This window comes from Pseudomonas sp. UBA4194, from assembly GCF_002379585.1.
Classification (GTDB): Bacteria; Pseudomonadota; Gammaproteobacteria; order Pseudomonadales; family Pseudomonadaceae; genus Aquipseudomonas.
The window spans coordinates 14,738-28,287 of sequence record NZ_DFUE01000008.1 but is presented as its reverse complement, the minus strand read 5'-3'; the positions used below and the strand labels follow the sequence as shown (position 1 = coordinate 28,287).

Below are 13,550 nucleotides of genomic sequence, written 5' to 3'. Positions count from 1 at the left end.
TTCGCGGCTGTACGCCGCTCCTGCAAAGGATCCAGGTGCTGCCCGGACCCCCTGCGAGAACGGCTTCGGCGCTATTTCTGCACGGAAACCCTGGAGAAATCCTGTCGCCCGAACGGGCTCACCGCATACCCTTGCACGCTCTTGCGCACCAATGTCGCGGCCGTTGGATGCGCCAGCGGCAGCCACAGTGCCTGCTGCTGGATCTGCGCCTGGGCCTGATGGTACAGCTTGCTGCGGGCAGCCTGATCGGACGTGGTCTTGCCGTCGCTGATCAGCTTGTCCAGGGCCTTGTCGCAATAGCGGGCGAAGTTGGTCCCCGACTGCACGGCGGCGCAGGAAAACTGCGGCGTCAGGAAGTTGTCCGGATCGCCGTTATCCCCCGCCCAGCCCATGAACAGCAGGTCATGCTCGCCGGCCTTGGCGCGGCGAATCAGCTCGCCCCATTCGATCACGCGGATCTCGGCCTTGATGCCGATCTTGCTCAGGTCGGCCTGCAGCAACTGCGCGCCGAGGCTGGGGTTGGGGTTGAGCAGGCTGCCCGAGGGGCGCGTCCAGATCGTGGTGCTGAAGCCGTCCTTCAAACCGGCCTTGGCCAGCAGCTCGCGGGCTTTGCCGGCGTCCTGTTTATAGCCCGGCAGATCCTTGGCGTAACTCCAGGTGTTCGGCGGGTAGGGGCCATTGGCGGCTTCGGCGGTCCCTTCGAACACCGCCTTGAGGTAGCTGTCCTTGTCGAATGCCAGGTTGATGGCCTGGCGCACTTCGGGCTTGTCCAGCGGCGGATGCTGGCTGTTGATGGCCAGGAAAGCGGTCATGAAGGCCTCGGTCTTGATCACCTGCAAGTCCTTGTCATCCGCGGCGGCTGCGATATCCAGCGGCTTGGGCGACAAGGTCACCTGGCATTCGTTGCGCCGCAACTTCTGCAGGCGCACGTTGGCGTCCGGGGTGATGGCGTAGATCAGCGGGTCGACCGCAGGCTTGCCGGCGAAGTAGTCCGGGTTGGCCTTGTAGCGCACCACCGCGTCTTTCTGGAAGCGGGTGAAAATGAACGGGCCGCTGCCGATTGGCTGGCTGTTGAGCTTCTCCGGTGTGCCGGCCTTCATCAACTGGTCGGCGTATTCGGCCGAATAGATGGACGCGAAGCCCATGCTCAGGGTGGCCAGGAAGGTGGCGTCCGGATGGTCGAGGGTGAAGCGCACGGTCAGTGGGTCCGGGGCGTCGATCTTCTTGATCAGCGCGGGCAACTGCATCGACTGGGCGTGGGGGAAACCACTCTGGGCGATCTTGTGCCAGGGGTTGGCCGGGTCGAGCATGCGCTGGAAGCTGAACAGCACGTCCTGGGCATTGAGCTCGCGGCCAGGCTTGAAGTACTCGGTGCTGTGGAATTTCACCCCTGGGTGCAGTTTGAAGTCGTAGGTCAGGCCATCGGCCGAGACCGTCCAGCTGTCGGCCAGGCTCGGCACCACTTTGCCGGCCTTGGCGTCGAACTCCACCAGGCGATTCATCAGCACGTCGGCCGACGCGTTGGTGGTGGTCAGCGAGTTGTACTGCACCACGTCGAAGCCTTCGGGGCTGGCTTCGGTGCAGACCGTCAGCGGCGCGGCGAAGGCCTGGGATGCCGCGAACAGGGGAGCAAGCAAGAACGGCAAAGTCGCAAGACGCATGGTTATGTTCCTTGGCGGGTCGAGGGCCCATCTGCCTGTGCAGTCTGGAGAAAGGTCCTACCCTAGAGATGTCTTCAAGCCCTGACTATCCCTATTTGCATTTTTCGCGCGACGAATGGTCGGCTCCCGACACCCCCCGGCAACGCTATGCTTGGGCGCCTGGCAGGTTTGCCGAGCGCATCGATTGTGCATCGGCTGTTGTTGCACGTGAGTGTTTCTGGTATAAAGCAGCGCTCTTTTCTAGGGCCCTGTTCCTCCGCCTTCACGGTGAGGCGGGTAAGACCCTGAAGAAACGCGGCGCCGTGCGCCAAATGACTGAGAGATAAGCGGCCAACCCATGCCGGGTTGGGCATGTGGTTTTAGAGGGCTGAGGCATGTCGAGAGTCTGTCAAGTTACCGGTAAGGGTCCGGTAACCGGGAATAACATTTCCCACGCAAACAACAAAACCCGTCGTCGTTTCCTGCCGAACCTGCAGCATCACCGCTTCTGGGTTGAAGAAGAGAAACGTTTTGTTCGTCTGCGCGTATCCGCCAAGGGCATGCGTATCATCGACAAGCGTGGCATCACTGTCGTGCTGGCCGAAATCCGTCGCGATGGCGGCAAGGTTTAAGGGAGCTTTATCATGCGTGAATTGATTCGTTTGATCTCGAGCGCCGGTACTGGTCACTTCTACACTACCGACAAGAACAAGCGTACTACCCCGGACAAAATCGAGATCAAGAAATTTGATCCGGTTGTTCGCAAGCACGTGATCTACAAGGAAGGCAAAATCAAGTAATTGATTTTGGCGACCAAGAAGAAAGGCCCGCATCGAAAGATGCGGGCCTTTTTTTTGGGGGTGGTGTCTGGGCTGGCGCTTTCGCGGCTTTTACGCCGCTCCTACAGGGGGGGTGGTGGGCGTGGATTCGAAGATCACGTAGATCTTGCGGCACGCCTCCAGCACTTCCCAGGTGCCGCTGAACCCGGCGGGGATCACGAAGCGGTCTCCGGCGCGCAAGGTCTTGCTGTTGCCCTGCTCGTCGCGCAGTACCGACACACCCTGAACGATCTCGCAGTATTCATGCTCGGTGTAGTTCACCGTCCACTGGCCGACTTCGCCTTCCCAGACGCCTGCATTCATTTGCCCGCAGGGGCTGCCATAGTGGTTGAAGACGGTTTGCTCGGGGTCGCCCGAGAGGATCTTTTCCGGCGCGGGTCGATAGCGCTCCGGGGTGACGCTGTGCTGGGCAAAGTCGACGATGCTGGCGATGCTCATTGGAAAATCCCCCTCGTTTGTTGAATAAAACGCACATCTGTAGGCCGTGCCCCGGCTTCTGTCAAATATATTGAAAAGCCCGGGGTCGGTGGTTTAGGGTGGTTGCACGCCGCTTGCACTGCAGATGGGCGGCACACTTTTATCGACCACTCTCAGCCTTGCATGGCTGGGCGTCGCATTCAATGACAGGAGGATCCGTATGACCACTCTGACTCGTGCCGACTGGGAACAACGTGCTCAGCAATTGAAGATCGAAGGCCGCGCATTCATCAACGGTGAGTACACCGCCGCCGTTTCTGGCGAAACCTTCGAATGCGTAAGCCCGGTCGATGGCCGCCTGCTGGCGCAGGTCGCCAGCTGCGACGCCGCCGATGCCGATCGCGCCGTTGAAAACGCTCGCGCCACGTTTGATTCCGGTGTCTGGGCCAAGGCTGCCCCGGCCAAGCGCAAAGCCACCCTGATTCGTTTCGCCGGCCTGCTCAAGGAGCATGCCGAAGAGCTGGCGTTGCTGGAAACCCTGGACATGGGCAAGCCGATCAGCGACTCGCTGAACATCGACGTGGCCGGCTCGGCCAATGCCCTGGCCTGGAGCGGCGAGGCCATCGACAAGGTCTACGACGAGGTGGCACCTACCCCGCACAACCAATTGGGCCTGGTCACCCGTGAAGCAGTGGGCGTGGTTGCCGCCGTGGTGCCGTGGAACTTCCCGCTGATGATGGCGTGCTGGAAGCTGGGGCCGGCGCTGGCTACCGGTAACTCGGTGATCCTCAAGCCTTCGGAGAAATCGCCACTGACCGCCATCCGCATCGCGCAACTGGCGATCGATGCCGGTATTCCCAAGGGTGTGCTGAACGTCCTGCCCGGCCATGGTCATACCGTGGGCAAGGCCCTGGCCCTGCACATGGATGTGGACACCGTGGTGTTTACCGGCTCGACCAAAATTGCCAAGCAATTGATGATCTACGCCGGTGAATCGAACATGAAGCGGGTGTGGCTCGAGGCCGGTGGCAAGAGCCCGAACATTGTCTTCGCCGATGCGCCGGACCTGCAAGCCGCCGCCGAATCCGCGGCCAGCGCGATTGCCTTCAACCAGGGCGAGGTCTGCACGGCAGGCTCCCGTCTGCTGGTAGAGCGCTCGATCAAGGCGCAATTTCTGCCCATGGTGGTGGAGGCCCTGAAAGGCTGGAAGCCGGGCAATCCGCTGGACCCGGCAACCAATGTGGGTGCGCTGGTGGACACCCAGCAGATGAACACCGTGCTGTCCTACATCGCCGCAGGCCACGAGGGCGGCGCCAAGCTGCTGGTGGGCGGCAAGCGCATCCTCGAGGAAACCGGTGGCACGTACGTCGAGCCGACGATTTTCGATGGGGTGACCAATGCCATGAAGATCGCCCAGGAAGAGATCTTCGGCCCGGTGCTGTCGGTGATCACATTCGACAGCGCCGAAGAAGCCGTACAGATCGCCAACGACACGGCCTATGGCCTGGCAGCGGCGGTGTGGACGGCCGACATTTCCAAAGCGCACCTGACCGCCAAGGCGCTGCGCGCGGGCAGTGTCTGGGTCAACCAGTACGACGGCGGGGACATGACGGCGCCGTTTGGTGGGTTCAAGCAGTCGGGCAACGGGCGCGATAAATCCCTGCATGCGTTCGACAAGTACACCGAGCTGAAATCAACCTGGATCAAACTCTGACCCACACCCTGTAGCACCGGCGTAAGCCGGGTCAGAGGCGCCGCGGAATTTCAGGATTTACGCGGTGGGGCCGGACGCGGCTTACGCCGCTGCTACAGGTGTGAGCCGGGTCAGGTACGCTGCGGTGTGTCAGGGGATTCGCGGTGGGGCCGGACGCGGCTTACGCCGCTGCTACAGGTGTGGGCCGGGTCAGACGCGCCGCGGTGTGTCAGGATTTATGCGGTGGGGCCGGACGCGGCTTACGCCGCTGCTACAGCATTTTTTCCAGGCCTATGGCTTGGCTGAACCAGGCGTTGAAGCGGCGCCACCAGTCGCCCGGTTCGTGTTGCAGGGTGTGCAGGTGGCCGTTGTCTTCGGTGTCCCAGACAATCGCGCCCTGTTGCAACCGCGCTTGATAACTCAGCGCCGGTGACATGCCCTGCAAGGCGAGTTTGCGCATCTGTGCGGCCAGTTCGGGGCTGTCCACCAGCACTCCGACCTCGGTGTTCCAGAGCACCGAGCGCGGGTCGAAATTGAACGACCCGATGAACGACTTGCGCTGATCGAAAATCATCGCCTTGCTGTGCAGGCTGGAATCCGAGCCGCCGCTAAGCCCCAGCGCGGTGTTGCCTTGGTCACCCGGCTGGCGACGCAGTTCGAACAGCTTGACCCCGTGTTCCAGCAACGTGCGTCGGTAGGGCGCGTACCCGCCATGTACTGCCGGCACATCGGTGGCTTCCAGCGAATTGGTCAACAGGCTCACGTTCACCCCGGCATCGGCGCGACCGGTCAGGTAGTCTCGCCCGGCCTCACCCGGCACGAAGTAGGCCGAGATCAGCATCAACTCCTGATTGACCCCGGCCAGTTCCGGCGCCAGTTGCGTGGTGAGTAGCAGGTGTGGATCGGGCTCGCCACGGGCCAGTACCTTGGTCGGCGCGTCCCACAGCGCCTGCCCCCACGCCCAGGTCAACTGCTGGCGCCAGGTGTCCATCTGCGGATCGGTCTGATAGGTCATCAGCCGCTCGTACAGCGTCTTGTGTTGTTCCCGGGAGTCGATCAGCGACTGCTCCAGGCGCACTCGCGTGGCTGCCAGGTGTTTCTGCGTCGGCACGTTGAACAGAAAATCGGCAATCGGCTGGCTCAGCGCACTGTTCCAGTACTGATCGAAGCTGTAGCCCAATTGCTGCGCCACCGGGCCGAAGTTGAGCAGATCGATGTCGGTGAAGTTCATGTTCGGTTCGGCGTCGAAATACTCGTCGCCCAGGTTGCGCCCGCCCACGATGGCCACGCTGTCATCGGCCAGCCAGAGCTTGTTGTGCATGCGCCGATGCTGTTGCGAGAGGTTGAACAACCGACCCATGGCCCGCGTCACGCCAGTGGCGCGGCCCAGATGAGTGGGATTGAACAGGCGAATCTGGATATTGCGGTGCGCAGCCAGGGTAGCGATGGTCTTGTCCAGGCCGTCGCTGGCGGTGTCGTCGAGCAGGATACGCACCCGCACGCCGCGGTCGGCCGCCTTGAGCAGCTCATCCACCAATGCCCGCGTGCTGAAGCCGTCGTGCACGATGTAGTACTGCAAATCGAGGCTGCTGTGGGCGTTGCGAATCAGCTCGGCGCGGGCGCGGAAAGCCTCGTCGCTGCTGGACAACAGGCGAAAGCCGGACTGCCCATCATGCTCGGCGACTTGCGCCTGCACCGACCGGCCGAAGGCCGACTGCTCGGCCGGGAGCATCTCGCTGTACTCGCGCGGCGCTTCGACGCTGGCGCATCCGTGCAGCGCTACCAGCAGCGTGAACAACAGGGGTATCAGCCTGTGGGTCGGCAAATCAGCATCCTTGGCAAAGGGAAAGACGAGCCGTTCGACCACCAAAGCCGATCAAAGGTCAGCCTCGGTCAGTGGATTTTCCTGCAGCTGACGCGCTGCGGCGATACCGACCTTCCTTACCGCAGCCTCGATCTCGGCACTGGGCTTGGACGCGAAGTTCATACGCAGGCAGTTACGGTACTTGCCGCATGCCGAGAAGATGCTGCCCACGGCAATCTGCACACCTTGCTCATTCAGCGCACGATTCAGTTTCAAGGTATCGAAGCCTTCCGGCAGCTCGACCCAGAGCATGAAGCCGCCCTGGGGTCGGCTGCAGCGGGTCCCGGCCGGGAAGTACCGGGTGACCCAGTCGATCATCAGGTCGCGGCTGCGCTGGTACTGGGTGCGCATGCGCCGCAGGTGCGGCTCGAAGTGTCCGCCTCGGAGAAATTCGGCGATCGCCAACTGTGGCTGGGTCGAGGTGGAGCCGGTGCCGATGTACTTCATGTGCAGCACACGCTCCAGATAACGCCCCGGCGCCACCCAGCCGATGCGCAGGCCGGGGGCCAGGGTCTTGGAGAACGAACTGCACAGCAGTACTCGGCCGTCTTCATCGAACGACTTGATGGTGCGCGGCCGCGGGTAGCTGAACGCCAGGTCGCCGTAGACATCGTCTTCGATGATCGCCACGTCGAAGCGTTGGGCCAGGGTCAGCAGGGCGCGCTTGCGGGCTTCGGGCATGACGTAGCCCAAGGGGTTGTTGCAGTTTGGGGTCAGCTGTATGGCTTTGATCGGCCATTGCTCCAGCGCCAGTTCGAGGGCGTCCAGGCTGATGCCGGTGATGGGGTCGGTGGGAATCTCCAGGGCCTTCATGCCCAGCCCCTTGAGGGTCTGCATGGCGCCGAAGAAGCTCGGCGAGTCCACGGCAACGATGTCGCCCGGTTCGCAGATCGCGCGCACGCTGGCCGACAGCGCCTCATGACAGCCGGTGGTGACCACCAGATCGGCCACCCCCAGTTGGCAGCCGGCGTTGACCAGCAGGCGGGCGATCTGCTCGCGCAGGCCCTCGTTGCCATACAGGGTGTCGTAATACAGCCCTGGCATGTCCTGGTGGCGGCTGAGCCGCGCCAGTTCGCGCAGCAGCGGTCGTAGTGTCGGGCTGGTGACGTCGGGCATGCCGCGGCCCAGTTGCACGACGTCCTTGCGCGGCGACGCGCGGACCAGATCCACCACCTGGTCCCACTGGGAAATCTCCACCGGGCGTTGCATGGGCCGGCCTACCACGGGCAGGGCCGGCAGGTTCCGGGCGGTGGGCACGAAATAGCCGGACTTGGGTCGTGGTGCGGCCAGGCCGTTGTCTTCCAGTTGGCGATAGGCCTGCTGCACGGTGCTCAGGCTGACGCCGTGCTCCACGCTCAGGGCGCGCACCGAGGGCAGGCGATCGCCGGGGCGGTAGAGGCCCTTTTCGATGCGTTCGCTGAGGAGCTCGGCGAGATTCATGTACAGCGTCATGCTGGCCTCCTGACAAGACCCATACAGATAGGTGGAAAATACAGCATTCACTTGCGGAAGGGGTGGTTCTGTATGGAGAACATAGCAGGTTTTTGGATCTGTAATGGTTTGCGCGGGAGGGGCATGATTTAGCTACAGTCACCCAGCTTGATGGAGAAAGCGAACATGAATGGCCTGAGCGATGTACGCCTGTTGCTGCGCACCGATGAATTGCTGGACGCCCAGGGGCGGGTGTTTAGCCGCAAGGACGCGCCACCGGGGCTGGGACGGTGGGGGCTGTGGCGCCATCGCCTGCAAACCCGTCCGGCGTTGTTGGAGCTGGATGCGGATCAGCTCAGGGATATCGGGTTGGACCCGTTCGAGGCGCGGCGCGAAGGCATGAAGCCGTTCTGGCGGGGGTGATGGGGTGGCTGGACGGGCGCCTTCGCGGCTGAACGCCGCTCCTACAGGGGTTGTGTGTGGGGGTTGGGGTTGCGGGTGTACGCCGTTCCTAGGGGACTGTAGGAGCGGCGTGCAGCCGCGAAGGGGGCGGGGCGGCTAGCCCAGTTCCTTGAATCGGTGCCACAGCATCCCCAGCGCCAGCAGTGGCGAACGCAGGTGCTTGCCACCGGGGAAGGTCATGTGCGGGACCTTGGCGAACAGATCGAAACCGCGGCTGGCCTGCCCGCTGATGGCCTCGCCCAGCAGTTTGCCTGCCAGGTGCGTGGCGTTCAGGCCATGGCCCGAGTACGCCTGGGCATGGAACACATTGGGCTGCTCCTTCAAACGCCCGATCTGCGGCAGGCGATTGGCACCGATGCCGATCATTCCGCCCCACTGGTAATCGATCCGCGCATCCGCCAGTTGCGGGAATACCTCCAGCATCTTTGGCCGCATGTAGGCGCCGATGTCCTTGGGGTCACGCCCGGAGTAATGGCAGGCGCCGCCGAACAGCAGGCGCCGGTCCGCCGAGAGGCGGTAGTAATCCACCGTGACACGCTGGTCGCACACGGCCAGATTGCGTGGCAGCACTTGCCGTGCCTGCGCCTCGCTGAGCGGTTCGGTGGCAATGATGTAGCTGCCGGCGGGCAGCACCTTGCCGCTCAGCTCCTTGTTCAGATCGCCCAGGTAGGCATTGCAGGCCAGCACCAGATAGCCTGCGTTGACCTGGCCCTGGGCGGTGTGCACGCGCACCCGCTGGCCGTAGTCGATGCGCGTCACCGGCGAATGTTCGAATACCTGCACGCCCAACCCGGTCGCCACCGCTGCCTCGCCCAGGGCCAGGTTCAGCGGATGCAGATGGCCGGAGCCCATGTCCACCAGACCGCCATGGTAGCGGTCGGAACCGACCACGCTGTGCATATCCTGAGCCTCGATGATCTGCAGATCGTGCTGGTAACCCAGGCTGCGCAAGGCTTCGGCGTCCTGGCGAAAACCTTGCAGTTCCCCGGGCTTGTTGGCCAGGTCGCAGTAGCCCCAGGTGAGGTCGCAGTCGATGGCATGCTCTTCCACCCGGCGCCGCACGATCTCCACCGCCTCCAGGCCCATCAGGGTCATGTCGCGCACGCCCTCGGCACCGATGACCTTCTGGAACTGTTCCAGACCATGGCCGACGCCGCGGATCAGCTGTCCGCCGTTGCGCCCACTGGCGCCCCAGCCGATCTTGCGGGCTTCGAGCAAGGCCACGCTGAGGCCACGCTGGGCCAGTTCGATGGCGGTATTGAGCCCGGAGAAACCGCCGCCGACCACGCACACGTCAACGCCGACCTCGCCGAGCAGGGCAGGGTAGTCCGGCTGCCGGTGGCTGCTGGCGGCGTAGTACGAAACGGCGTGCTCGGAGCGGGCATCCATGGGGCGTGATCCTGTGTCGCGTGTGCGGAAAATTGGACGCAGCATAAGCCGGGGTTTCCCATGGCGGCAACCGCCCGGCACAATGGCGGCTCGAAACCCAGGTACCCCGACATGAGCTGCAACAGCCACAAGATCCGCTTTCTGCGCGAGCAGATTCCTTCGTTCGAGTGCGTGCCGGGCTGTCACGACTGCTGTGGACCGGTCACCACTTCAGCCGAGGAAATGGCTCGCCTGCCACGCAAGACCGCCGCCGAGCAGGAGGCCGCCCTGGCCGAGCTGAACTGCGTACACCTGGGGCCTCAGGGCTGCACCGTGTATGAAGAGCGGCCGTTGATCTGTCGGCTGTTCGGCACCACCCCTAGGTTGCCATGCCCCAATGGCCGGCGCCCGGAGGAGATGATCGATGCGGCGGTGGAGCGTCAGGTGCACAAGTTGATCGCCAGTACGCGGCAGGTGTTGGTCTGAGGGTGTCAGTGAGGGCCTCATCGCGGGTAGAACCCGCTCCCACAGGGGATCTGCGCCACGATCCGATCGTCGAGAGAGGCCTTTGTGGGAGCGGGTTCTACCCGCGATGAGGCCAGCCCTGACACACCACCCTCAATCCGGCACCGGCAACGTCAGGCTCTCCTTTACCTCTTCCATCACGATGTAGCTCTTGGACTCCCGGACATGGGGCAACTTGAGCAGGATGTCGCCGAGCAGCTTGCGATACGAGGCCATCTCGGAAATCCGCGCCTTGACCAGATAGTCGAAATCCCCAGACACCAGATGGCATTCCAGCACATGGGGCAGCTTGAGCACCGCACGGCGAAACTCCTCGAAGGTATCGCCAGACTTGTAGTCGAGGCTGATCTCCACGAACACCAGCAGGCTGCCGCGCAGATGCTGCGGATTGAGCCGGGCGAAATAGCCCATGATGATCCCTTCGCGCTCCAGGCGCCGGACTCGCTCGGTGCAGGGCGTGGTCGACAGGCCTACCTTCTCGCCCAGCTCGGTGAACGAGATACGACCGTCGGCTTGCAATATTCTGAGGATATTGCGGTCAATCTTGTCGAGCTCGCGTTTGCTCTGGTGCTGGGTGCGCATAGGCGATGCCCCTCCGTAAAAGCGGTTCTGGCCGAGAATTCTCGCCAAATATAGCCGCACATATAGTGAAAAGCACTGGCTTGACCTTTTTATACTGCCCACATCTTCGGAATAGACAACGTACATCAGCGGATTCACGCGATGAGGGCAGAACACATGCGAGTTATGGTGCTTGGCAGTGGTGTGATCGGTACCGTCAGTGCCTATTACCTGGCGCGGCAAGGCTTCGAGGTGACCGTGGTGGACCGCCAGGACGGTGTGGCCATGGAGACCAGCTTCGCCAACGCCGGCCAGGTCTCGCCCGGCTATGCCTCTCCCTGGGCTGCCCCCGGCGTGCCACTCAAGGCCATCAAATGGCTGTTCGAGCGCCACTCACCCCTGGCCATCAAGCCCACCGGTGATATCGATCAGTACCTGTGGATGGCGCAGATGCTGCGCAACTGCACTGCCAGCCGTTACGCGGTGAACAAGGAGCGTATGGTGCGCCTGTCCGAGTACAGCCGCGACTGCCTGGACGAGTTGCGTGCCGAGACCGGCATTGCCTACGAAGGTCGCACCCTGGGCACCACCCAGCTGTTCCGCACTCAGGCACAACTGGACAATGCCGCCAAGGACATCGCCGTGCTCGAGCAGTCGGGCGTGCCCTATGAGCTGCTCGACCGCGCCGGCATTGCCCGGGTCGAACCGGCGCTGGCGCAGGTCACCGACATTCTCGCCGGCGCCCTGCGCCTGCCCAACGACCAGACCGGCGATTGCCAGATGTTCACCACCCGCCTGGCGCAGATGGCCAGGGATCTGGGTGTGCAGTTCCGTTTCGGCCAGACCATCGAACGTCTGGATTTCGCCGGCGACCGGGTCAACGGCGTCTGGATCGACGGCAAGCTGGAAACCGCCGACCGCTACGTGCTGGCGCTGGGCAGCTATTCGCCGCAACTGCTCAAGCCGCTGGGCATCAAGGCGCCGGTGTACCCGCTCAAGGGCTACTCGCTCACCGTGCCGATCACCAACCCGGCGATGGCACCGACCTCGACCATTCTCGATGAAAGCTACAAGGTGGCGATCACCCGCTTCGACAACCGTATCCGGGTGGGCGGCATGGCCGAAATCGCCGGCTTCGACCTGAGTCTCAATCCGCGGCGTCGAGAAACCCTGGACATGATCGTCAACGATCTTTACCCACAGGGTGGCGACCTCGCCCAGGCCACGTTCTGGACCGGTCTGCGGCCCACCACGCCGGACGGCACACCCATCGTGGGCGCCACGGCATTCAAGAACCTGTTCCTCAATACCGGCCACGGCACGCTGGGCTGGACCATGGCCTGCGGCTCGGGACGCTTGCTCGCTGACCTGATGGCGCGTAAAAAGCCCCAGATCAGCGCAGCCGGGCTGGATATCTCGCGCTACGGCAAGCTTCAGGAAGCGGCGCGCCAGGGTCATACCACCCCGGCGCATCAGTAAGCCTGGCTGACTCGTTTCTCTCGCCCAGGCTTGGCCTGGGTTTTTTATGTCGTCGACCCTCTGCACAAGAAGATTGCCATGCGTCCAGCTCGCGCCCTCATCGACCTTCAGGCTCTGCGCCACAACTACCGTCTGGCCCGCGAACTGAGCGGGGCCAAAGCCCTGGCCGTGATCAAGGCCGATGCGTATGGTCATGGCGCAGTGCGTTGTGCCCAGGCGCTGGAGACCCAGGCCGATGGCTTCGCCGTGGCGTGCATCGAGGAAGCCCTGGAGCTGCGTGCCGCGGGCATCCGGGCGCCGGTGCTGTTGCTCGAAGGTTTTTTCGAGGCCAGCGAGCTGGAGCTGATCAACCGCCACGACCTGTGGTGCGTGGTGCATTCGCTGTGGCAACTGGAGGCCATCGAGCAGGCGGCCCTGAGCAAACCGTTGCAGGTGTGGTTGAAACTGGACTCGGGCATGCACCGCGTGGGCCTGCACCCCAAGGATTACCAGAGCGCCTATCAGCGCCTGTTGGCCAGCGGCAAGGTGTGCAAGATCGTGCTGATGAGCCACTTCGCCCGCGCCGACGAGCCGGACAGCAGCAGCACCGCAGAGCAACTGGTGGTGTTCGAACAGGCACGTCAGGGGCTGGCGGCTCAGGTCAGCCTGCGTAACTCGCCTGCGGTATTGGGTTTTCCACAGGTGCCCAGTGACTGGGTGCGTCCGGGCATCATGCTGTACGGCGCCACGCCGTTCGGTGAACCTCAGCCCCAGGCTGCGCGTTTGCAGCCGGTGATGACCCTGGAATCCAAGCTGATCTGCGTACGCGAGCTGCCGGCGGGTGAGGCGGTGGGCTATGGCGCCCATTTCGTCACCCAGCGCCCGAGCCGGATAGGCGTGGTGGCCATGGGGTACGCCGACGGCTATCCACGCCTGGCGCCCAGCGGCACGCCGCTGCGGGTCGATGGCGCCATGGCGCAATTGGCGGGGCGGGTGTCGATGGATATGCTTGGCGTCGACCTCACCGACGTGCCCCACGCCGGCGTCGGCAGCACCGTCGAACTGTGGGGCAAGCACGTGCTGGCCAGTGATGTTGCCCAGGCGGCGGGGACCATTCCCTATCAGATCTTCTGCAACCTGCGGCGAGTGCCGTTGGTATACGAATGAGTTGCTCCCACGCCTCCCCCCGCAGGAACGGCCCGTAGGAGCGGCGTAAAGCCGCGAAGGCGTCCGCAAGACCACCCACAAATCCCAAGACTGTGTCGCCAGGGCTGACGCCTTCGCGGCTTGAC

The 13,550-nt window shown here is 63.4% G+C and carries 13 protein-coding genes; 7 read left to right on the top strand and 6 right to left on the bottom strand.

Annotated elements, in window-relative coordinates:
* Positions 1–71 precede the first annotated feature (71 nt).
* Complete coding sequence (locus tag B3397_RS01165; RefSeq protein ID WP_296246497.1) at positions 72–1,661, bottom strand: ABC transporter substrate-binding protein; 1,590 nt, start codon at positions 1,659–1,661, stop codon at positions 72–74.
* Between the two features lie 374 nt (positions 1,662–2,035).
* On the opposite strand from B3397_RS01165, the gene rpmB reads away from it, so the two are divergent.
* Together rpmB and rpmG are read left to right on the top strand one after the other, a co-directional pair.
* Positions 2,036–2,272, top strand: a complete 237-nt coding sequence (gene rpmB / locus B3397_RS01160) for a 50S ribosomal protein L28 (protein WP_122479958.1) — start codon at positions 2,036–2,038, stop codon at positions 2,270–2,272.
* 12 nt (positions 2,273–2,284) lie between these two features.
* The gene (rpmG, locus tag B3397_RS01155) at positions 2,285–2,440 is read left to right on the top strand and encodes a 50S ribosomal protein L33 (RefSeq protein WP_007894709.1); all 156 of its coding nucleotides are present in this window, start codon (positions 2,285–2,287) and stop codon (positions 2,438–2,440) included.
* Positions 2,441–2,530: 90 nt separating this feature from the next.
* Here the strand turns inward: rpmG and B3397_RS01150 are convergent, their stop codons facing one another.
* Positions 2,531–2,917: a cupin domain-containing protein gene (locus tag B3397_RS01150; RefSeq protein ID WP_296246492.1), complete on the bottom strand. Its 387-nt coding sequence runs from the start codon at positions 2,915–2,917 to the stop codon at positions 2,531–2,533.
* A gap of 199 nt (positions 2,918–3,116) precedes the next feature.
* Between B3397_RS01150 and B3397_RS01145 the strand changes: the two genes are divergently transcribed.
* Positions 3,117–4,610 (top strand): aldehyde dehydrogenase, encoded by a 1,494-nt coding sequence (locus B3397_RS01145; protein WP_296246490.1) that lies wholly within the window; start codon positions 3,117–3,119, stop codon positions 4,608–4,610.
* A 250-nt stretch (positions 4,611–4,860) separates the two neighbouring features.
* On the opposite strand, the gene B3397_RS01140 is transcribed toward B3397_RS01145, so the two are convergent.
* Positions 4,861–6,414 carry a phospholipase D family protein gene (locus B3397_RS01140; protein WP_296246488.1) on the bottom strand — a complete coding sequence of 518 codons (1,554 nt, stop codon included), beginning with the start codon at positions 6,412–6,414 and terminating at the stop codon, positions 4,861–4,863.
* Between the two features lie 51 nt (positions 6,415–6,465).
* Positions 6,466–7,905 (bottom strand): PLP-dependent aminotransferase family protein, encoded by a 1,440-nt coding sequence (locus B3397_RS01135; protein ID WP_296246486.1) that lies wholly within the window; start codon positions 7,903–7,905, stop codon positions 6,466–6,468.
* Positions 7,906–8,070: 165 nt separating this feature from the next.
* Here B3397_RS01135 and B3397_RS01130 point away from each other — a divergent pair, with 165 nt between their 5' ends.
* The gene (locus B3397_RS01130) at positions 8,071–8,307 is read left to right on the top strand and encodes a DUF1127 domain-containing protein (protein ID WP_296246484.1); all 237 of its coding nucleotides are present in this window, start codon (positions 8,071–8,073) and stop codon (positions 8,305–8,307) included.
* Between the two features lie 135 nt (positions 8,308–8,442).
* Here the strand turns inward: B3397_RS01130 and B3397_RS01125 are convergent, their stop codons facing one another.
* A complete protein-coding gene (locus B3397_RS01125) occupies positions 8,443–9,735 on the bottom strand; it encodes an NAD(P)/FAD-dependent oxidoreductase (protein ID WP_296246481.1) in 1,293 nt (430 codons plus the stop codon).
* A 111-nt stretch (positions 9,736–9,846) separates the two neighbouring features.
* Between B3397_RS01125 and B3397_RS01120 the strand changes: the two genes are divergently transcribed.
* Positions 9,847–10,200: a YkgJ family cysteine cluster protein gene (locus B3397_RS01120; RefSeq protein WP_296246479.1), complete on the top strand. Its 354-nt coding sequence runs from the start codon at positions 9,847–9,849 to the stop codon at positions 10,198–10,200.
* A 132-nt stretch (positions 10,201–10,332) separates the two neighbouring features.
* Here the strand turns inward: B3397_RS01120 and dadR are convergent, their stop codons facing one another.
* Complete coding sequence (gene dadR / locus B3397_RS01115; protein WP_296246478.1) at positions 10,333–10,821, bottom strand: transcriptional regulator DadR; 489 nt, start codon at positions 10,819–10,821, stop codon at positions 10,333–10,335.
* 156 nt (positions 10,822–10,977) lie between these two features.
* Between dadR and dadA the strand changes: the two genes are divergently transcribed.
* Together dadA and alr are read left to right on the top strand one after the other, a co-directional pair.
* On the top strand, positions 10,978–12,279 hold the full coding sequence (gene dadA, locus B3397_RS01110; RefSeq protein ID WP_296246476.1) for a D-amino acid dehydrogenase: 1,302 nt from the start codon (positions 10,978–10,980) through the stop codon (positions 12,277–12,279).
* Positions 12,280–12,357: 78 nt separating this feature from the next.
* On the top strand, positions 12,358–13,425 hold the full coding sequence (gene alr, locus B3397_RS01105; RefSeq protein WP_296246474.1) for an alanine racemase: 1,068 nt from the start codon (positions 12,358–12,360) through the stop codon (positions 13,423–13,425).
* Positions 13,426–13,550 lie beyond the last annotated feature (125 nt).